Source organism: Peribacillus sp. NPDC101480, from assembly GCF_050277335.1.
GTDB lineage: Bacteria > Bacillota > Bacilli > Bacillales > DSM-1321 > Peribacillus.
The window spans coordinates 1,188,823-1,209,567 of record NZ_JBNNSB010000001.1 but is presented as its reverse complement, the minus strand read 5'-3'; the positions used below and the strand labels follow the sequence as shown (position 1 = coordinate 1,209,567).

Sequence of the window (20,745 nt, the reverse complement as noted above, 5' to 3'; positions counted from 1 at the left end):
CCCTCTTTCTATGTACGATAAATTGTAAATATCGCTTTTTCTTGATCTTCGGAATCCAATGCCAGACCGAACATTAAATCATCTTTTTTCAATGTTCGGTTCAAGGAATCCACAATTTTATACAGATCAGGAGAATGTTGCAACCTGACTGTTGAAATTACTTCGATTTTACTTTCCATGAGACGCCCCTCCATTTTAATAAATTGTCAACAACCACTGGTATGAATAGGATTTGAAGGCTTTACCACCTATCACATTATACCAGTTCAAAGGTTATTTTTCTTTATAAATTCATAAAAATCCATTTTAGATTAATGAAATATCTAAAGATTCTTTAAATCCACTTCTCTATCATTTCAGCCATTTCTGTTATTGAGGCTTGGTGCCAGTTCACTTCGGGAATGGCCTTTTGAAATTCAGGTCCGTATTTGGCAGTGATTATGCGGCGATCAAGTATAACCAAAACCCCTTTATCTTCTGGCGTCCGTATAAGCCTGCCGAATCCTTGCCGGAACCTTAACAGGGCCTCAGGTAAAGAATAAGCAGAGAAAGGATTACGCCCTTGCTTCTCGAGAAGTTGACATTTTGCTGCTGTCACTGGTTCATCCGGTGGCGAAAATGGCAGCCTGACAATGATTAAACAAGATAAATCCTCGCCTGGGATATCGACGCCTTCCCATAGGCTGGTTGTCCCAAACAGGACTGCTTTCTCGAAGTTTTGGAAATTCCTGAGCAGCCTCATCCGGCTTCCGCCAGAAATCCCTTGTGCAAACAGGGTGAACTCATCCAGAACCCCACTGTCTTTGATGGAATTATAGGTCGCCCGCAGCATTTCATGCGAGGTGAATAATACCATCATCCTCCCTTTCGCTGCTTGAGCGGCAGCAATAATATGGTTTGCCGCGGTTTCGGAGAATTCCTCCACCGATAAGCAATTGATATCTGGTAGATCATTTGGAACCAGTACCTTTACGAGTTCCTTATAAGGAAAGGGAGAAGGAAAACTTGCTGTCTGCATCGGTTCATTCTCTAAACCGAGTTGTTCTTTAAAATACGTAAAAGAATCTTTCACAACGAGGGTTGCCGATGTCATGACCACACTTTTTTGGCGTCCGAAATAGGAATCCCATAACCGTTTGCTTCCTGCAATCGGCTGAACCGTCAAAGTCACCCCATGCTGGGGTGCTGCATTCGTATAATCAAGCCAATAAATATTTTCTTCATGCGGCTTGATGAAGAATTCATGCAAGGAGTCCCTGGTATCCTGTAAATGTCCAAGCAGCACCTCGATATCATTCAAATGAAATAATGAATTTTTTCCTAATGGGGACTCATTATTCAATAAAAGGGCCAATCTTTTCTCTAACTCCGTGATGATGTATCCTAATAAATCCACCAATCGCTCAGCGACCAGAATCGCCTTACCCCATCTTCCATCATCTATCTTGAATGAAAGCCGTTTCGGACTCATGGAACGTGAAAGTTTTTCCGCCTGATTGGAAATGTAATAAAAAAGCTGTTCGAATTCATATGAAAAATCACTAAGCTTTTGATCTAATTCATGCGTGGACTTCCCCTCGGCCAGTCCATTATTTATGAGCATCCTGCCCAATTTATATAATAATTGCTTTTGATCTGATGTCCCTAGTCTGTTTAAAACCGTCTTCACCGAAATGTAATTTAGCCTGCTCCCAAGCTGTTTAGATGCTGCCTGTTCCAAATGGTGTGCTTCATCGAGTATCAAATACCCTTTTTTTGGAATCAAGGCATCTTCTGTAAGCAGATCCGTCATTAAAAATGAATGGTTAGTAATGATGATATCCGCCTTGGCGGCTGTTCTTTTTGCCCGTTCAAAAAAATCCAATTCAAGCCAGGGCTGTTTTAATCCGGCGTATGTAAGACCATCACTTTGCAGCCGATTCCAAAATAGCTGACCGCCGCTTGTAAGATTCAATTCATCTTTATCGCCTGTTAAGGTTTCGGTAAGCCAAACCAATATCTGCATTTTCGTTAATGCCGTTTCATAATTATCTTCCTTCTCACGCAATGCCCTTTCAAACTTTGCCAAGCTCAAATAATTACTTCTCCCCTTTAGCAAAACAGCTTGAAAGGTAAAGGGAAGTATTTTTTTAAGCTTGGGAACCTCATTTTGAAGAAGTTGATCCTGTAGCTGAAGCGTGTATGTTGAAACGACGACAGGTTTATGATGTTTTTTTGCAAAATAGACGGCCGGAAGCAGATAGCCTATGGATTTCCCAATACCTGTCCCAGCTTCAATGATTGCATCCTGGCTGGATTCGAAGGAATGGTGAATCATGTTCATCATATCAAGTTGTCCGCTTCTTGCTTCAAAGGCAGGGTATGCACTTTGAAGCATGGCTATTTTTTTCTCATCATCAAGCGGAAATTCCGCCCCCGTGTCTTTTTGATCACCTTCGTCTTCGGCCTTTTTAAATGCAAGGCCCCTATAAGTAATAAGATCAGGTGAATGGACTTCTGCTTTAGCAAGTTTGCTTGCAATGCAAGCATCTATCAATTCGGAAATCTCACTTTGTAAGGAATATGATAATCGATATAACTGTTTAAGTGTCATCACTGGAAGATTCATCAGCTTTTTTTTCAATTCCAATAATAATAAAGCGGTCGCATATGCATCACTATCCGCTTGATGGGGCCTGGAATGATCTAGATTTTCTTCTTTAGCCAGCTGGTGCAGCTTATATCCATCGGATGTTGGTTTTAATATTTTCGCTAACTCCACTGTATCAAGGGTGGAACCATAAAACGACTCAAACCCGCATCGTACTAGTTCTTCCTGTAGAAAAGATAAATCAAATAATACATTATGGGCAACAAAACAAGCCCCTTCTATAAGCCGGGCAATATTTCCTGCAACATCTTCAAAGTCAGGTGCATTTTTTACCGTCTCGTTGCTTATTCCGGTCAACTCTTCAATAAACAAGGAAATTTCCTGTCCAGGGTGGATATATGTGGAGTATTCATCCACAATTTGGTCATTTTCGATGACCACGCCAGCAAATTGAATAATCCTATCCCCTTTTTTCGGAGAATTCCCTGTTGTTTCCAAATCGACCACTACATATCGTTGCATCATGAATTGTACACCTCAAACTTCACTTTCTCCACTTCCTGATGGAATTCTCTTATCTTTTTTATACCATAATAATCGTAATAAAGGAAACAAGCGGTTCATCAACGGACGAAAAGGGCCGGCACCTGTATGCATGATCCATGCATATTGTGCCGGCCCTCCGCTTACATGACAGTAGCTGCAGGTTCGTTTGAAATCAGATCAATGATTTTGTTATTTTCATCCATGATCGCAACTTTTGGTTTATGCTCCCCCAGTTTATCCTCTGAAACCATCACATAAGAAATGATTATCACGATATCATCCGGCTGCACCAGTCTTGCTGCCGCTCCGTTCAAACACACGACACCGCTGCCCCGTTCTCCCGCAATCACATACGTTTCAAGTCGTGCACCATTATTATTATTCACGATGGCGACTTTTTCATTAGGCAGAATACCCACCGCATCAATTATATCTTCATCAATCGTAATGCTGCCTACATAGTTCAAATTAGCCTCAGTAACCCTTGCACGGTGGATTTTTCCATTCATCATCGTTCGAAACATCTCAATACCCCCTGATTTTCATGAATTATTCTACATTTAAAGTGATATTATCAATTAGTCTTGCATGCTTGAACTTTACAGCCATTGCAATGATGATGTTTCCAGCCAGCGATTCAAGCGGTTTAAGTTCCGGGTATTGATAGACTTCAATATAGTCGATCACTCCACTTGTGTGGGCACCAATATGTTCACTTACTAGAGCCGTGACGGTTGCTGCATTTCTTTCACCGGATTCAACCGCCTCTTTGGCCTTCAATAAACTTTGGTACAGCTCTTTAGCCTCCAAGCGCTCCTGAACTGATAGGTTCACATTTCGCGAGCTCTTCGCTAACCCATCTTCTTCACGTACAGTTTCCACTGCAATAAGCTGGATAGGGAAATTGAAGTCTTTGATCAGTCCATCTATCACGGCGACCTGCTGGGCATCCTTCTTACCAAAGTAAGCTCTATCAGGAAGGATGATATTGAAGAATTTCGTTAAGACTGTCGCAACACCATCAAAGTGTCCGGGCCTTTGTCTGCCGCATAAAACATCCGTCCTGCTTTGGACAACAACTTTTACAGATGGTTCTTCACCATACATTTCGTGGACAGTTGGATAGAAGAGATAATCAACTCCGCCATTGGCTGCGACTTTTTCATCCCGTTCCAAATCCCGCGGATATGTTTCAAAATCCTCATTGGGTCCAAATTGCGTCGGATTGACAAAAATACTTAATACCACAATGTCATTTTCTTTGCGCGCCTTTTCCAAAAGGGTTGCATGCCCCTCATGTAAAAATCCCATTGTCGCTACATAGCCAATGCTTTTGTTATTGTTTTTTTCCTCTCTAAGTGCCAATTGCAAAGCAGCTGCTGATGTAAATGTTTTCATCTTTTCCCTCCGTAAAGTTCGGAAAGTTGTTCTTCCTTCATCGTGAATGTATGTTTCTCCGACGGAAAAACTTTAGTTTTCACTTCATTCACGAAGCTTGTAAGCGATTGGCCAATCAGTTCATTTGCATCTCCATAAACTTTTACGAATTTCGCCAGCCGGTCTACCCCGTACTTGATGACATCATGGTAAACGAGGACTTGACCATCCGTTTCAGCTCCTGCCCCAATTCCAATGGTTGGAATGTCAAGGTTCCGTGTGACGAGTTCCCCCACTTGATATGGAACACATTCTAAGACTACTGCCATCGCCCCCGCAGCTTCACACTTTCTCGCATCTTCCAAGAGCTGTGCTGCACTTTCGGCATCTTTTCCTTGTACTTTATATCCGCCCAGAACGCCGACTGATTGAGGAGTCAAGCCAAGATGGGCTACAACCGGGATGCCCGCCTTGGTCAATGCTGATATTTTTTCAACAACATCATCCGCTCCCTCAAGCTTTACGGCATCCGCATGACCTTCCTGCATGATCCGGGCTGCATTCTTGAGTGTTTCATCCATAGATAGGTGATAGCTCATAAATGGCATATCCGTTACGACAAATGTATTTGGTGCCCCGCGTTTTACTGCCTTTGTATGATGGATCATGTCATTCACCGTAACTGGAATCGTTGAATCATATCCCAATACGACCATTCCTAAAGAATCTCCGACTAAAATCATGTCTACACCTGATTGTTCGGCTAACTTTGCTGACGGGTAATCATAAGCCGTCAGCATGACAACCTTCTCTTGATTTTGTTTCATTTTCAAAAAATCTCCGGATAATTTCATTACGTTTCCTCCTTTTGATGGAGGAGATGAAAACATCAGCGAAAACTGGTGTCTATACATTCATCCGCAAAAAAAGGACTGACTAAAAAAGTATCTGTTTCGCTACGAAAAATGGCTGAAAAAGCCACAATTCGATCAATAAACAGACTCATCTTTTAGTCAATCCCTTTGTTTCATCAGAAGTTTCATCCCTCCGTCCCCGTCCAGTTCTCTGGATCAAGGCAGATTTTCAAATAATTTGGTATTTATGGGGGTGCAGTTCACATGATACTGCCCACTTGCATTATATCAAGCCAAATTGAAAATTTCTATTTAATTTTCACGAATTTGACAAAAATCTACTGAATTTCAATATCTGCAGAATATATCGAATGTACGGTTCCTTTGCCGTCTTCAAGAAGTAAAACGCCTGAATCCGTTATGCCCAACGCTTTTCCGACAATCGTGTCATTAACGGTACTCGCTTTGATTACCTGTCCAAGACTGATCGCATAACTCTCCCATAAATCCTTTATTGGCATGAAGCCCTGATCTAAATAGAGTTCGTACAAATTTTCCAGACGAAACAATGCTCGTTGAATGACCTTGGACCTTGAAACCGTCACTCCACTTTCTATGAGAAGGGAAGACGCCTTTTCCTGCAGATCTTCAGGAAAATCCTCCAATTGCTGATTGATATTCATTCCAATTCCGATAATGACAGAATGGATCCTATCTGATTCCGCCTGCATCTCTGTAAGGATGCCCACCACTTTCTTGCGATTCACCAAAATATCATTCGGCCACTTTATTTGCGGCTTCAAATCAGTGGTATCCTCTATAGCCTGAGCAACAGCGACCGCGGCCAATAATGTAAGCTGTGGAGCCTCATGAATAGGGATTTTCGGCCTCAAGATGAGACTCATCCATATGCCGCTGAATTTTGGAGAATGCCAAGATCTCATTAGCCTTCCTTTTCCGGATATCTGCTCCTCGGCAACGACGAGGGTCCCCTCCTGAACGCCTTCATTTGCGAGTTGATGCGCAATTTTTTGCGTGGATTCTACAGTTTCCTGATAGTGGATCAGCTTGCCGATCGTTTTTGTTTCCAAGCCAAGCTGTATTTCGCTCTCGGACACTTTTTCCGGCGCTGATATGATCCGGTAGCCTTTTTTCCTTACGGCCTCAACATTATACCCTTCACTGCGCAGGTCTTCTATATGCTTCCAGACAGCTGTGCGCGAACAGCCAATGTATTCAGCAATTTCCTGACCGGATATAAACGCACCATCCGCTTTTGAGAGGGCTTCCATCAGCATTGTTCTTAACTCAGATTGCATTTCACCAGCCACCTCTTTATTTCTTCTTTATCATTTCTTAATTCTTCATTCAAGACAGCTTTCAATACTTTTCCCAAGTATTCCTTGACCCATGGACCTGGCTTTTCTTGTTTCCAATTCAATAAATCCGTTCCCGTAACGGCAAGATCCGACATTTGTTTAATAATAAGTCCATTATAGCTTTGATGTGCATTCTCCTCCGCATCCGATACATTCCCGCCAGTCATCGCCGCCCTGACTTTTGCAGCTTGTACAGTTACGTCATGCCCTGCCTGAAATACATCGATGGCTGATGGATCTTCTTTCTTCACTAGCTGTATCGTACGTTGAACGTTTCTTATGCTTTTCAATGGCAGCTTCCATTCCCTTAAAGCCTCTTCCATTTCCTGATCTTTTGTGTGAACCATGATTATAGACCATATTTCTGCCGCCTTCAGTTGATGAAGCGGCAGGTTCAGTAATTCCATTAAATGTTCCTTTTTACTGGAGAATAGAGGCAGGTATTGATATAAACCGCTTTCCAGCAAGAGTGAAAAAGCCCTTAACTTATTCGAGCCTGCCAATAGTTTCTCAAATTCAACCAGGATTCTTTCGACAGCAATTTCACTGATGATCTGGGCGTTTTCTTTAAGGGAATCAAAGGTTTCTTGATCCAGTTCAAAATCAAGTTGACTGATGAATCTTAATGCACGCATCATTCTCAATGCATCCTCATGAAACCTTTCATGCGGGTTGCCAACCGTGATGATCCTTTTTTCAGCCAAATCTCGCTTACCATTAAATGGATCGATGATTTTACCGGTCTTATCCATTGCCATTGCATTCATCGTAAAATCTCTTCTTTGCAAATCCTCAGTCAAAGAACGGACAAATTGTACAGCATCGGGTCTGCGAAAGTCCGAATACCCGCTTTCCGTTCTAAACGTCGTAATTTCGTATGTACCCGTATCCGTTATGACGAGCACTGTTCCGTGGTCAATCCCGATATCAGCCGTATTAGGAAAAATCCTTTTGATTTCCTGGGGTGTTGCGGAAGTCGCTATGTCCACATCGTTAATGGGTCTGCCAAGGATATAATCCCTTACAGAGCCGCCAACGAAATAAGCCTCGTATCCTGCTTCTTCAATCAATTCCAGAATGGGTACTGATTTTAAGAATAACCGATCCATCAGCATCCCCTCCCTATTCGATGGATTTACCTTCAAGTGCTTGAATGTAGATGGCTTCATACTCAGCCATAATCGTATCACTGTGAAATTCAGTATTGGCCCTTTCCAGCGCAGCTTCAGAAAAGCGTTTATGTAAAACCGGGTCGCTTAAAAGTCCAATCGCTTTTTCAGCAACCATTTTGACATCTCCCAATTCACAAATATAACCAGTCTCCCCGTCAACGATGACTTCAGGAATTCCCCCGATATTTGTCCCTATACAAGGAACTCCACATGCCATCGCCTCGAGTAGCACAAGTCCGAAACTCTCTTTTTCCGATAACAGGAATATCAAATCACTGATTGAATATAATTCGGCAAGGTTATCCTGCTTACCAAGAAACAAGACCGAATCATCGATTCCAAGATCATTAGCCAATTTCAAAACGGTTGTCACTTCCGGACCGTCCCCTACGAGCAGAAGCTTTGCAGGCATTTTCTTTTGAGTTAGATAAAAAGCTTGGATGACGTCTTTCACTCGTTTGACCGAACGGAAATTCGAAACATGTATGATCACTTTTTCATCTTCACTGATTCCGTATTCATCCTTAAGGTAATGGGAATTGGATTTATGGTAATCTCTTTCATCAATAAAATTATAAACGGTTTTGATTTCCTTATCCGGTGCGATTAATTCGTGCGTTTGCTGAACAAGGGAATTAGATACTCCTGTAACGACATCCGATTGCTCTATCCCGAATTTTATCAAATTGGTCAATGAGGGATCATGGCCTAATACGGTTATGTCCGTACCATGCAGTGTGGTTACGATCTTTACTTCATTACCTGACATCTGCTTTGCAAGGATTGCACATACAGCATGGGGAATTGCATAATGAACGTGGAGAATATCTAATTTCTCCCGTTTTACGACATCCGCTATCTTGCTCGCAAGCGCCAGGTCATATGGTGGATATTGAAAGACAGAATACGAGTTCACTTCAACTTGGTGATAAAAAATATTACAGTACATCTTATTCAAGCGAAAAGGGAGGCTTGAAGAAATGAAATGTATCTCATGTCCTTTTTCTGCAAGCATCTTGCCTAATTCAGTTGCTACGACACCAGAACCCCCAACTGTAGGGTAACAGGTAATTCCAATTTTTAATTTCATAAGATTATTTTTCTCCTAACAAGTCGGCATCGATCAGTAACGGTTTTTTAGTCATGAATCCCTCCGCATAGGCGACACCCACTTCTTTACCGAACATCCGCTCCCGTGCCTCGACAGTCTCGATATAGCCATTAACCAGCGGTGTTTCTACAGATACTTGACTTTCTTCGAATTGGCTGCGATATGCCCTAAGGCTATCCAGTTTTTTCGATATTGTGGAACTGATGTCCACGACGATGTCCGGTTTGTGAAACCCATTGATCATATAATAGTACATATTTTGGACACGATGAGAATCCATTCCTGCTTCTTCCATATACTTTCTTACTCCTGCCGAAAAAACTGCTTCCTCCACTAATTTGGCACAGTTACCATGATCGGGATGGCGATCTTCCAAAAATGGTGCAAATACAAGTGCAGGCTTATATTGGCGAATGACCGTAATGATTTGATTTATGTATTCCGCTTTCATGTATAGGCCCCGGTCGGGTAAATCAAGGGAAATCCTCTTCACCCCAAGGATTTCAGCAGCCTTATGTGCTTCCTCCTGACGCAATGGAACGGTTCCATTGGAAGACATTTCAGCTTTTGTCAAATCACAAATGACAATTTCCCTGCCTTGTTGCGCATATTTGGCGATCGTGCCACCCATACCGATTTCAACATCATCCGCATGTGCGCCAAAAGCCAGAATATCTATGTTACTTTTGTTTATCATTTATCTCACCTTGTTTTTTCCGTAGTTTTAGCCAGTCCATATACCCATGCTTCAAACCTTGTATCAGCACTTCTGCCGTGCCCATATTTGTCGCCAAGGGAATTTCATAAACATCTGATAGGCGTATAAGCGCCGATACATCAGGTTCATGTGGCTGTGATGTCAATGGATCGCGGAAAAATAGGACCATGTCCATTTCTCCACGCGCGATCATCGCACCTATTTCCTGATCCCCTCCAAGAGGTCCTGAATGAAAACGATGGACAGGCAGCGATACTTCTTCCATGATTCTTTTCCCGGTCGTTCCTGTAGCATATAATTCATGCTGCTCAAATACATCTTTATAGGCTGTTACAAATTGAATGATATCTTCTTTTTTCATATCATGGGCAATTAAGGCAATTTTCATCGTAAACCCTCCTGATCCCTATTCAATAATATTTTCCAGGCCGTATACCAGAACATCCAATTTCATGACAGTATCGACAGCAAGTTTGACTCCTGACATGAAGGAAGCTCGATTAAAGGAATCATGCCGAACCGTCAATAACTCTCCATCACTTCCGAAAAGCACCTGTTGATGGGCAACCAATCCAGGTAGCCGGACACTGTGGATATGCATGCCATCTACATTTGCGCCTCTTGCCCCCTGGATGGTTTCTTTTTCATTAGGGTGCCCCTGTTGTTTCGTTTCACGTACTGCTGCAATCATGTCTGCCGTTTTTGAAGCAGTTCCAGAAGGTGCATCCAGTTTTTGATCATGGTGCATTTCTATGATTTCCACATCCGGGAAGTATTTTGCGGCCATTTGGGAAAACTTCATCATCAAAATGGCTCCAATTGCAAAGTTTGGCGCGATGATGCAACCAATGCCCTTTTCTTTTGTTAATGAATCCAGCTTCGTTAAATCTTCCTTAGTAAAACCAGTCGTTCCCACTACAGGGCGGATGCCATGATTAAGTGCCGTTTCGGTATGAAGCATCCCCACTTCCGGTGTGGTCAAATCAATCAATACATCCGCCTTTACGGAAGAAAAGCATTCATTTATATCAGAAAAAACAGGTGCTTCAATACCGTGAAAACCTTCTATTGCGGAGAGGCTTTCCCCGTTATGCTTGCGATCTATGACAGCTGCCAATTCAAACCCTTCTGTCCTATGTACAAGCTTCACCGCTTCATTACCCATTCTGCCACGTGGACCAGCTACAATCACTTTAACTTTACTCATCTTTACCTTCCTCCTCCATTTTTCCTTCTTTTCTTGTCCATCTATCTTTATCACGGGTTGTGAACTTTTTCATGACCAAATCATGCGAATTTTGAAGGTCGATCCCTAAAGAATTGGCAAAACAAATCAACACAAAAAGCATGTCCCCCAATTCCGCTTCAATCGTATTCTCTTCTTCTGTTGCCTTCTTTGGTTTTTCACCATGGTAATGATTGACTTCCCTAGCCAACTCCCCAAGTTCTTCAGACATACGGGCCAGCATGGCCAGAGGGCTGAAATATCCTTCTTTAAATTGTCCTATGTATTGGTCGACTTCCGCTTGCATTTGTTGAATCGTCTTATGGTTTTCCATATAGTCACCCATTCTTGAATTTCGTTTTCAAACATCATACCTTCTCCATGTTAGCTAAAAGTGAAACAGATGACAACAGATACGTTCACGAATCAAAATTGCCCATAGTTGGTTAATTAGTTATAATAAGTAAATTAATGAAATGTAAACCTTTGGAGGTATAGGACATGCTTTTGGGCTTAAAATTGAAAAATATCATCTTCATCCTTTTTGGGGCTGGAATCTTCGCCTTTGGCCTTGTGCATTTTAACATGCAGAACAACTTGGCCGAAGGCGGATTCACCGGTCTCACATTGATTATATATCAACTTATCGGGATAAATCCTTCTTATTCTAATTTGATTTTGAATATTCCCTTATTTTTAATAGGGTGGAAATATTTAGGGCGCACTTCTTTCTTTTATACGATTATCGGAACGGTTGGCCTCTCCGTTTGGCTATGGGTTTTCGAGAGATACGAAATCGAAATCGACCTCGGAAACGATTTGATGCTGGTCGCATTGTTCGCCGGGGTCTCTGTTGGTGTCGGGCTGGGCATCATCTTTCGTTACGGCGGGACAACAGGCGGAGTGGATATCATTGCCCGTTTTGCCCACCGTTACTTAGGAATGGGCATGGGACGTACGATGTTCATCTTTGATGCAGTCGTCATTAGCCTGTCCATCCTTACCTACCTGGATTACCGTGAAGCGATGTATACCCTCGTTGCCGTATTTATAGGTGCCAGAGTAATCGACTTTATGCAAGAAGGAGCCTATGCTGCTAGAGGTGCAATGATCATTAGTGATAAAAACATGGAAATTGCAGAAAAAATCATGAATGATATGGAGCGGGGCGTAACTGTATTAAGGGGATATGGATCCTTTACACGCAATGACCGGGAAGTACTCTATTGTGTTGTCGGGAAAAATGAGTTAGTCCGCTTAAAAAATGCCATAACATCGGTGGACCCTCATGCATTTGTATCAGTAAGTGAAGTTCATGATGTATTGGGTGAGGGCTTTACCCTTGATGAGAACAAGAACCCCATTGAAAGGTAATCCATTGATTAATGTTGCCCTGTCTTACTGCATTTTATTAGCAATGTGCAGCAAAAACTCTTTAAAATGAAAGGCTTTGTTAAGTAGTATTGTTGTTGTTTTTCAGGAATAAGAATGGGAACGTCCGATTTGGACGTTCCCATTCTTATTCCATTAAAGCCCCCTATAATGGAATAACCGTAAAGCTAATGAAGCTTTTTTAAAAGCTGCGTTTCTCTGGCCAAGCTCCTTGCATTTTACTAAGGAATACAATTTGCCCAATATGATATGCGTCGTGCATTGCTAAACTCTTCAGTTCAAGCACTAATGAATTATCTTCTCCTGGGATCTGTCTATACAAATCTTCATGTTCTGATTTTGCTAGTATTTTTCCAAGTTCACGATGAACATAAAAGTATTCTTGTTTTGTTTCCTTCCAATTTTCTAACGTCTCAGTTGGTAATCGAAATGTAGAATCATTATTTTCTGCCTGTGGTTCATTCGCTGTATCACCAAGAAATCGCATCAGAAATCTCTTTTCATAGAAAAGTAAATGACAAACTAATTCCCAAATGGAATTCATTGCCACATCAGCTGGTTTCCAAATTGCCTGTTCAAAAGTAATATCCTCTAGCACTTTTTCAAGTGGTGGAAACCAGTCTTCTTCATCTAAGCAGCTTGCCCATTGTTGTAGCAAAAGTGTCTTTACATCCATTTTCTATTCCCTCCAATTTAACCCCTTTAATAGATAATCCCTTTGGTCAAAATTCATTTGCGGCGTGTTGTAGATAGCTCACGGTGTCATGCCAATTCCTTGTTCAATTAAACTGGCCCTTTAACGGAACAATGAACGCTCCGTTATTTGGAAAATTCTGATAATATTAGTTTATCATAAGTTATGTTAAGTGAGAAAGAACAACTGTCTAAAACCATTTTGGTTTTCGTAAAGTTATCTTTTATATGTTTGATGGTGTCTAAGAATTGGAACCAGCTCAAAAAATGGTCTAGATATTAAGTCGCTACATCATCATTACTTAACGACCATTCGATCAAATCAAATAACAACATTATTCTTTAACAAAGCCAAATGAAAAGGACCCCATCCCAAGATGGAGTCCTTTTTCAAATTAATCTTCTTCCCTCATTCCTGTATACATAAGCAGAAGACGAACTAATTCCAGTACGGCTACAAGAGCGGCAGCAACATAGGTCATCGCAGCAGCACTTAATACTTTTTTCGTTTCCCGTTCTTCATCATTCCGGATGACCCCAGCGGAAACGAGTTGATCCATAGCCCTAGAAGAAGCATTGAATTCAACCGGCAGTGTTATCACTTGGAACAATACAGCAGCTGACATAAATACGATACCCGCCAAAAGCAAATTAGGAATTGAAGCTAGCATCCCGATTAAAATCAAAATCCAAGATATGTTAGAGCCAAAATTAGCTACCGGTACTAATGCATGGCGGAAACGCAAGAAAGCATATGCTTCTTTATCTTGAATCGCATGTCCCACTTCATGGGCTGCAACAGCTACGCCGGCAACTGAATGGCCGTGATAGTTATCCGTTGATAAACGCACCGTTTTGTCCCTTGGGTCATAATGGTCCGAAAGCATTCCAGGTGTCTCTTCGACCCTGACATTGAACAATCCATTTTGATCCAAAATGGCACGAGCCGTCTCAGCACCATTCATTCCGGAAGAGGCCGATACCTTTGAATATTTTTTATACGTGCTTTTCACTTTCATTTGTGCATAAATCGGGATTAAAATAATAATCGCCAAATAAATGAAATACATGGAATCCTCCTATAAATCTTATTACCCTTAATTCTATGGATTGAAGGCAACCCTGTCAAATATAGTGTTCTCTACCCGTGTCTTTTTAATCATTATGCTCTTTCCTTGGTTTTTCCCTATCACCTTTATATTTTCTCCAGCCTACATAAGAAAGCGTCATGATAATAATTGAGCCTGTCGAAATGATGACCCACCAAAGGGAAGGATCTGCATCATCCTCACCCATATCATCAAAAATGGAGGTTAGTTCGTTTTGCAACGCATCCAGTTCCTCTTGATTATCTCCATCACTGATTACCTCCGGGCGGTATTGGTTGATGTATTGAATCCTCGTGTCCAGTTGCTGCATCGTTTCTTTTGAAAGGTCGACTTTCAAGCTTGGATATATCATTTCATATTGTGATAGGAATAAGTTCAATTGGCTATTGAATGTAATTGTGTCTTGTTTGATGGCGGCATTCTTTGTCTGCTGGAAAGAATTCATCATTTGATCCTCCATCTCTGTCCAAAGTGGCTGATGAGTGGACTTGACCGCATCAACAACAAGCCGGAACTTTGTAACAGAATTAACCTTTTCGGAATCTCCCTTGTTCATATCCTTTATTGTCATCAACGCCTCATTATGAGCTACAGTGATAATTCGAAGTTCGTCCATGTCAAGGATCTGCTCTTTCGCTGTATCTTTTAAAAACCGGTCAGAAAAAAACGTCAGCATCTTTTCCGAATCTCCATATCGCTTCAACTTGGTCATTTCCAAGGCTCTATCGGAAATGTCATCTAATTGCTCCAAACTTGAAGAGGATTCTGCATAGACAGGGAAATGTAAGACGACAAATAAAACAGCAATGGTTAATATGAATTTTTTCAACATGCTACTCGTCCCTCCTCATATCTCTACTAAAACGATATGAAAGAAAAAACATGAGTAGACCTCGTTCAACATAAAAAAGTTAACCATGCTTTTACAAAGCTGTATTTAGTGTTGATTTTTAAGAGATGAAGGACAGGGTGAACCGCTTTTTCCTATATCCAAAGAACCAGCCGACAAAAATGGAAAGTATGCTGAGCCAAAAAGTGAAATAACCTATCGAGTCCATATACACCAATAAATCACGGTATATTGGCATCATTTCAAAAACATAGTCGATTATGTCATTATGTATGGTCCAAATCCCTGCAACTATCAAATGCCAGGGTTTTATTCGATAAAACGGTGCATATAATACCCCTTGAATCGCCATCCCCAAATGAGAAGCCATTAACATATAACCTTCCCAAGGCAATGAACCTGTTGTCACGAGGGTCATCAAATTCATTGCAACTGCCCATATGCCATATTTGAATAGTGTCATTATCGCCAAGGCTTCAATAAGTCCAAAATTCCTTCTTAACAGGAACCCCAATAAAACAAAAACAAAAAACAGGCTAGCTGTCGGACTGTCTGGTACAAATGCCAAAAAAATCGCAGGAGTGTTTTCCAATTGACTGCCATACCAATAATATCCATAGGCAGTTCCGAATATATTTATTATTAATAACAAAACGAGCATTTGCCGATTTGCAAGCCAACTGTAGATAACATTCATTCTTTTACCCTCACTAACATTCTCATGTATTCTCATTTTACAGGCCATCAACCAGAAAACCAAGCATTCATTTCAATTTCTTCTCATTTACACTTCAATTTACCAATAAAAAAGCCGACAACCGTAGTCGTCAGCTTCATTTGCAGCATATGAAAGAAAATGCTGTGGATGGATATATTATTTTGCCGATAAACCAGATACAAATTCAGCTAATGTTGCCAATTCTTCATCTGTACCTTTGAACATGCCAGCTGGCATATTGCCTTGGCCTTTGACTGCGATTTTAGAGATTTCTTCTGGGCTCAAGCCAGTGTCAATTAAGCTTGGCGCTCCTGCTCCACCAGTTAATTCTGCTCCATGACAGCTAATACAGCCATTAGAATCCATCAATTTATACCCATCGCTCTCTTTATCAATATCTGCACCTTCCACGATTGCTCCTTGCTTCTTGGAGGCTTCCCAATCGTGATGGGCTGCGGACTCCCATGTTAAATAGAAAACGCCGGCCATTGCCAATAGCATGAAGCCTACAGCAAAAGGACGTTTCGCCGGGCTCCGCTCTGGACCACGATCTAGAAAAGGTGCCAAGAGCAATGCCCCGAAAGCCAAACCAGGTATTACCATGGACCCGATTGCGTTATAAGGACCTGAAGCATAGGTATACTTAAGTAATTGGTAAAGGAATAGGAAATACCAGTCCGGCAGCGGAATATACCCTGTATCTGTAGGATCTGCTATCCTTTCCAATGGTGAAGGATGTGCAATTGTCAGGCAAAGATAACCTACAAGAAATACGGCTCCTACCATCCATTCTTTTAAAAGGAAATTAGGCCAAAATGCTTCAGTTTTCCCAGGATATTCTGAATAATCTTTCGGAATATTCGGTTTACGGTCCGCGGAGATACGCGAGTCACCTACGAATTTCATACCTTTCCCACGATGCATTGAACAATTCCCCTCCTTTATGAAAAGGTTTTTTTGGTTTTTGGTTCACCATTCTTTTATAGCGGACCTGAAATACCTTGTTTTCGGATCATCAGGAAATGAGCCGCTAGTAAAGCAAATAATGCTGCTGGCAGGAAGAATACATGAATCGCAAAGAATCGTGTCAATGTCTGTGCACCAACGATTGTTGGATCTCCTGCTATCAAAGTCTTGAGTGCCGGTCCCATTAACGGTACCGATTCGACAATTGTCAAAGTAACTTTCGTTGCGAATAGCGCTTTCATATCCCATGGCAATAAATAACCAGTCAAGCCTAGCGCCAGCATAATGAAGAAAATCAATACGCCGACCATCCAGTTCAATTCACGCGGTTTTTTGTAAGCTCCCTGGAAGAAGACACGAAGAGTATGTAAAAACATCATAACGATAACTAGACTTGCTCCCCAGTGATGCATACCACGGACAATTTGACCGAAGGCAACTTCATTTTGTAAATAATAAACAGATTCCCAAGCGTTTTTAATGTCCGGGACATAGTACATCGTCAAGAACATGCCTGACAAGATTTGGATGACCGTAATAAAGAAAGTTAACCCACCAAAACAATATACGAATGCAGAAAAATGATGTGCGGGGTTAACATGTTCAGGAACCTCATGGTCAGCAATATCCCGCCATAACGGCGTAATATCTAAACGCTCGTCCACCCAGTCATATAACTTTGTTAGCAATGTTTACGCCTCCCCGTGCGGTTTTAGTTGACCCAAATAAAGTATTCCATCTTTTTCTTTCGTGTCAAAGACATCCAATGGTGAAACCGGCGGTGTCCCTTTGACATTCATCCCATCTTTCGTATACCTGCCATAATGGCAAGGACAGAAAAATTGATTCGGATTAGTCTTATCCGTATTCCAGCCTACCGTACAGCCTAAATGCTTACAGATTGGAGATAAAGCAACGATCTTACCGTCATCCGTTTTGTAAACCCAAGCTGTATTTGTTTCTTCAGACTCATACCACCCATCGACCTGTTTAAAACTAAAATCGACACGGGTTGGTTCGGTAGTCAGTTCACCTACCTTCTGTTTAGTTGCAACGTAATCCCCGCCTTTATCTGCTGATAATACAGGATCAATTGCAAACCTAACCATAGGCATCAACATACCGGCCGCCATAAATCCACCAACGCCAGTAAGTGTGTAATTAAGGAATTGACGTCGTGAAACATTATGCTTGCTCATGCGTTTTCCCCCCCTCTATTACTATACTGAGAGCCCAAAGGACCAATAAATAGCGACACTATAAAACTAGGACATTTCCATGATATCTCAATAATTTACCAAGGTCAATATTTGTAAAACCCAAAAGGTGGCAACTATGTGTCAAATAATGCGAAAAATCCTACTTTTTTTCATTTTTCCAATTATAAGAGAAAATATCAAGGATTTGGAGAACTTGCTGGTTAATCATTTCCCTTGCTTGTTCAATTTCAAGCCCTTCCAAGGGGATGGCAGGAATCCAAACTAAATTATTTTCTAATTCCCGCTCTTCCTTTTTCCACTCGAAATCCGATGTAAGAAAAAAAACATGCTCGAAATTATTTTCTTTCACTTCATTGGCCCAACGCTTTAACCGCTCAACCTTATCCAATTCACCACTTAAGTAGTGAAATGTTGGCAATAGAAGAATCCTTCCTTTCATCTGCTTTTCAATTTCCAAGCTTAAAATGGTAAGAAATTCATTCATTGAACCCGTTTGCTTCATTTGCCCTCGAAAAGAAAGGGGAACCAAAGGAATTAAAACGGTATCCACATACTCTTTTGACTGCAAATACATGTCAAGATCTTTTGCTGTCCACTTCATGTTTTTTCTTCACTCCCGATTTTTAAATCAACTCCTTATCATTTTACCATTATTTTTATAACATCTTTACCATATACCCATAGTCTTTACAAAAATGTGGATTTTATCAATGTTTTATAAAAAATAAAAACCTTTCCTGATTACGGAAAGGTCAATTTATTTCATCCAAGTACTTTTAATTGATTCAATTGTTCGGTTAAGTTCTTAAATGCTTGTTCATCATGCTTATCAAGGGCTTCATCGATTTCCTTAAGCAGACGGTCCCTTTGAAAATACAACATGCTTCTTTCCAACAATTGTTCAGCAAGCAGCTGGTCTTTTTCATTCGATGCCGTTGATTTCGGCATGAAGGGATTGTTCTCGAGTACCGCTGCATATTGATAGGAAGAATAAGACGATTTAAAATTAAGCTGAATATAAATGTCTTCATCTCGATTTAAACGGATATCATGAAAAGATTTCTCTGCATCGGTCGTCATGATATTGGACTTATAGAACCTGAAAGGGACCTCATCCACACAATGTGTCGACATAATCAATCCACGTGGGCAATATTGTGCATTTTCTACAAAATGAACCTTTTTCATTAGTTGATCATGACTCATTAAGTAATTCAATATCCACACACATTCTCTTCGTTTCAGTTGATAATGATTTAAAAACCACCGAATAAAATCCTTCTTCTCATTCACAGAAACAGGGGCAGCCACCATGAATTCCCTCCTCTGTCTAGATTTAGTTTCGTTTCACTTATCTACATTTCATCTTTGCTTTCACCTAGCCGCTCCAAAATCATCGCATACTCATCATTCGCCGGGTTCATCTCAAGGAGCTTATTAAATACTTCTCTAGATGTGGCTCTGTCTCCTTCTTCAATTAAAAAGAAACCATAATCTTCAAGGAAATCTTGATTGTTCTTGAATGAATTATATGCTTTATGATAGCTGGTTAATGCCTCTTTAAATTGTTCAGTATGCTGATATGATACAGCAGCTATCCATTCAAACTGCGGATCATCCTCTCCATATCGCCTTACTTCACCAATACACTCCAATACATCTTCATACCTTTCGTGGTGCATATACAATTTCAAGAGGGTGAGTGCAGCTTCCAGGTATCCCGGATCAATGGCTAGTGCTTCTTTAAATAGATTTTCCGCCTCTTCATCAAGCCCGCTTTTCAAGGCAATCTTTCCACCGAAGAAGAAAAGTTCCTTATTGAATTCATCAGCCTTAATTCCTTCTTTGACTGTTTTCAAGGCATTTTCCAAATCTTCAAGATGTTCATAACTCTTTGCCAGGTACAAATATAAAGAATGGTATTCATGATCTAATTCTTTCAGTTCAATGAACTTTCGTACGGCTGTGTCATAAAGACCTGCCTGAAATGCTGTAAATGCATATTCAAATAGGGTATTGATTTCAAGTCCATCCTTTAAGGCCTTTTCAAAATGCGGAAGGGCCTCCTCGAACTTCCCCGAACTGCTTAATGCTTCAGCAAGCCTCTGATTGACATTAACACCAGCGATTTCTTGTTCCTGTTCCAAAACCTTTATGTAATTTGCAATGGCTTCCTGATCCCTTCCTTGATGAAAGAACAGTTCAGCTAGTGCAAAATCAATGATGATCTCATCTGGAAGCATTTCCTTGGCCTGCAGTAATTTCCTTTCGCTGACCTCGTCCATCCCCTGTAATTGATAGAGGTCCGCTTCCAAAAGCAAAGCACTTGGATATACTTCATCATCTGCACTTACTTTTTCAAGCATCAGCATCGCTTCATCTTCCTGGTCCATGTCAATCAGGATTTCTGCCAACGAAACAATTAATTCTCCTTCATTGGGATAGAGTTGCAGCAGATGTTCAAAAAGATCCTTTGCCTCCTCCGCAAAACCAAGCTGGAGCATTTCTTCGGCCAGCAACAATATGTCCTCTGCTGACTCTGATGATTTAATTCGATTTATATGTTTAAGAGCTTCTGTTAATTCCCCTTTTTTTAAATGCTGTATAACTTGTTCCACTGTGTTCATTGTTGAATCCTTCCTTTTGCATGATAGACTTGGTCCCTAGTCATACACACTCACGCCATAATGTAACATACTCTGCCATTAAGAACAAAATACCATATAATCGCGAGATGCATAGTAAACAGTATTCATTAGTTTACCATACTGTAGCCCTGTATTCCATCGATGAAGTCCCCTCCCATTCTCATTAAAAAAAGGTTA

The 20,745-nt window shown here is 41.0% G+C and carries 23 protein-coding genes and 1 pseudogene; 1 reads left to right on the top strand and 23 read right to left on the bottom strand.

All coding sequences use genetic code 11. The annotated features are described in order from the left end of the window. Positions 1 to 8: 8 nt before the first annotated feature. The 12 genes from ACQKMF_RS06065 to ACQKMF_RS06010 all read right to left on the bottom strand — a co-directional run bounded on the left by ACQKMF_RS06065 (position 9) and on the right by ACQKMF_RS06010 (position 11,306). Entirely contained in the window at positions 9 to 179 is a 171-nt protein-coding gene (locus ACQKMF_RS06065; protein WP_064505144.1) for a YpmA family protein, read from the bottom strand. Between the two features lie 155 nt (positions 180 to 334). Beyond that, on the bottom strand, positions 335 to 3,115 hold the full coding sequence (gene dinG / locus ACQKMF_RS06060) for an ATP-dependent DNA helicase DinG (protein WP_402938109.1): 2,781 nt from the start codon (positions 3,113 to 3,115) through the stop codon (positions 335 to 337). Positions 3,116 to 3,276: 161 nt separating this feature from the next. Further along, a complete protein-coding gene (gene panD / locus ACQKMF_RS06055) occupies positions 3,277 to 3,660 on the bottom strand; it encodes an aspartate 1-decarboxylase (RefSeq protein ID WP_402938112.1) in 384 nt (127 codons plus the stop codon). Between the two features lie 25 nt (positions 3,661 to 3,685). Beyond that, positions 3,686 to 4,534 (bottom strand): pantoate--beta-alanine ligase, encoded by an 849-nt coding sequence (gene panC / locus ACQKMF_RS06050; protein ID WP_402938115.1) that lies wholly within the window; start codon positions 4,532 to 4,534, stop codon positions 3,686 to 3,688. Next, on the bottom strand, positions 4,531 to 5,367 hold the full coding sequence (gene panB / locus ACQKMF_RS06045) for a 3-methyl-2-oxobutanoate hydroxymethyltransferase (protein ID WP_402938118.1): 837 nt from the start codon (positions 5,365 to 5,367) through the stop codon (positions 4,531 to 4,533). Before panB ends, panC begins: the two co-directional genes overlap by 4 nt. A gap of 338 nt (positions 5,368 to 5,705) precedes the next feature. Beyond that, positions 5,706 to 6,686 carry a biotin--[acetyl-CoA-carboxylase] ligase gene (locus ACQKMF_RS06040; protein ID WP_230176946.1) on the bottom strand — a complete coding sequence of 327 codons (981 nt, stop codon included), beginning with the start codon at positions 6,684 to 6,686 and terminating at the stop codon, positions 5,706 to 5,708. Next, positions 6,671 to 7,855: a CCA tRNA nucleotidyltransferase gene (locus ACQKMF_RS06035; protein WP_427572144.1), complete on the bottom strand. Its 1,185-nt coding sequence runs from the start codon at positions 7,853 to 7,855 to the stop codon at positions 6,671 to 6,673. Before ACQKMF_RS06035 ends, ACQKMF_RS06040 begins: the two co-directional genes overlap by 16 nt. A gap of 13 nt (positions 7,856 to 7,868) precedes the next feature. Then, complete coding sequence (bshA, locus tag ACQKMF_RS06030) at positions 7,869 to 9,008, bottom strand: N-acetyl-alpha-D-glucosaminyl L-malate synthase BshA (protein WP_402938124.1); 1,140 nt, start codon at positions 9,006 to 9,008, stop codon at positions 7,869 to 7,871. A gap of 4 nt (positions 9,009 to 9,012) precedes the next feature. Further along, positions 9,013 to 9,726, bottom strand: coding sequence for a bacillithiol biosynthesis deacetylase BshB1 (gene bshB1 / locus ACQKMF_RS06025; RefSeq protein ID WP_427572142.1), 714 nt, complete (start codon positions 9,724 to 9,726; stop codon positions 9,013 to 9,015). Next, on the bottom strand, positions 9,710 to 10,135 hold the full coding sequence (locus ACQKMF_RS06020; protein ID WP_101222403.1) for a methylglyoxal synthase: 426 nt from the start codon (positions 10,133 to 10,135) through the stop codon (positions 9,710 to 9,712). The genes bshB1 and ACQKMF_RS06020 overlap by 17 nt, the downstream gene beginning before the upstream one ends. Before the next feature lie 18 nt (positions 10,136 to 10,153). Beyond that, positions 10,154 to 10,954, bottom strand: coding sequence for a 4-hydroxy-tetrahydrodipicolinate reductase (gene dapB / locus ACQKMF_RS06015; protein ID WP_101222404.1), 801 nt, complete (start codon positions 10,952 to 10,954; stop codon positions 10,154 to 10,156). After that, the gene (locus ACQKMF_RS06010) at positions 10,947 to 11,306 is read right to left on the bottom strand and encodes a nucleotide pyrophosphohydrolase (RefSeq protein WP_101223448.1); all 360 of its coding nucleotides are present in this window, start codon (positions 11,304 to 11,306) and stop codon (positions 10,947 to 10,949) included. Before ACQKMF_RS06010 ends, dapB begins: the two co-directional genes overlap by 8 nt. 167 nt (positions 11,307 to 11,473) lie before the next feature. Between ACQKMF_RS06010 and ACQKMF_RS06005 the strand changes: the two genes are divergently transcribed. After that, positions 11,474 to 12,346, top strand: coding sequence for a YitT family protein (locus ACQKMF_RS06005; RefSeq protein WP_101222405.1), 873 nt, complete (start codon positions 11,474 to 11,476; stop codon positions 12,344 to 12,346). Between the two features lie 199 nt (positions 12,347 to 12,545). Here ACQKMF_RS06005 and ACQKMF_RS06000 read toward each other — a convergent pair whose 3' ends face one another. The 11 genes and pseudogenes from ACQKMF_RS06000 to ACQKMF_RS05950 form a co-directional block, all read right to left on the bottom strand. Then, positions 12,546 to 13,040 carry a DinB family protein gene (locus ACQKMF_RS06000; RefSeq protein WP_427572138.1) on the bottom strand — a complete coding sequence of 165 codons (495 nt, stop codon included), beginning with the start codon at positions 13,038 to 13,040 and terminating at the stop codon, positions 12,546 to 12,548. A 143-nt stretch (positions 13,041 to 13,183) separates the two neighbouring features. Continuing rightward, positions 13,184 to 13,336, bottom strand: a pseudogene (locus tag ACQKMF_RS05995) (IS1595 family transposase); the annotation flags it as partial. Between the two features lie 116 nt (positions 13,337 to 13,452). Beyond that, a complete protein-coding gene (locus ACQKMF_RS05990; RefSeq protein WP_402938138.1) occupies positions 13,453 to 14,127 on the bottom strand; it encodes a zinc metallopeptidase in 675 nt (224 codons plus the stop codon). 85 nt (positions 14,128 to 14,212) lie between these two features. Then, positions 14,213 to 14,998, bottom strand: coding sequence for a sporulation protein YpjB (ypjB, locus tag ACQKMF_RS05985; RefSeq protein ID WP_101222408.1), 786 nt, complete (start codon positions 14,996 to 14,998; stop codon positions 14,213 to 14,215). A 118-nt stretch (positions 14,999 to 15,116) separates the two neighbouring features. Next, on the bottom strand, positions 15,117 to 15,713 hold the full coding sequence (locus ACQKMF_RS05980) for a DUF1405 domain-containing protein (RefSeq protein WP_101222409.1): 597 nt from the start codon (positions 15,711 to 15,713) through the stop codon (positions 15,117 to 15,119). Between the two features lie 177 nt (positions 15,714 to 15,890). Next, positions 15,891 to 16,658: a menaquinol-cytochrome c reductase cytochrome b/c subunit gene (locus ACQKMF_RS05975; protein WP_402938142.1), complete on the bottom strand. Its 768-nt coding sequence runs from the start codon at positions 16,656 to 16,658 to the stop codon at positions 15,891 to 15,893. A 56-nt stretch (positions 16,659 to 16,714) separates the two neighbouring features. Beyond that, on the bottom strand, positions 16,715 to 17,389 hold the full coding sequence (qcrB, locus tag ACQKMF_RS05970) for a menaquinol-cytochrome c reductase cytochrome b subunit (protein WP_034307974.1): 675 nt from the start codon (positions 17,387 to 17,389) through the stop codon (positions 16,715 to 16,717). Between the two features lie 3 nt (positions 17,390 to 17,392). Continuing rightward, complete coding sequence (locus ACQKMF_RS05965; RefSeq protein WP_034307977.1) at positions 17,393 to 17,899, bottom strand: ubiquinol-cytochrome c reductase iron-sulfur subunit; 507 nt, start codon at positions 17,897 to 17,899, stop codon at positions 17,393 to 17,395. Between the two features lie 160 nt (positions 17,900 to 18,059). Further along, on the bottom strand, positions 18,060 to 18,521 hold the full coding sequence (locus ACQKMF_RS05960; protein ID WP_427572135.1) for a YpiF family protein: 462 nt from the start codon (positions 18,519 to 18,521) through the stop codon (positions 18,060 to 18,062). A gap of 161 nt (positions 18,522 to 18,682) precedes the next feature. Next, a complete protein-coding gene (locus ACQKMF_RS05955) occupies positions 18,683 to 19,234 on the bottom strand; it encodes a ReoY family proteolytic degradation factor (protein ID WP_427572133.1) in 552 nt (183 codons plus the stop codon). A 41-nt stretch (positions 19,235 to 19,275) separates the two neighbouring features. Then, positions 19,276 to 20,547 (bottom strand): tetratricopeptide repeat protein, encoded by a 1,272-nt coding sequence (locus tag ACQKMF_RS05950; protein WP_402938149.1) that lies wholly within the window; start codon positions 20,545 to 20,547, stop codon positions 19,276 to 19,278. Between the last annotated feature and the right edge of the window lie 198 nt (positions 20,548 to 20,745).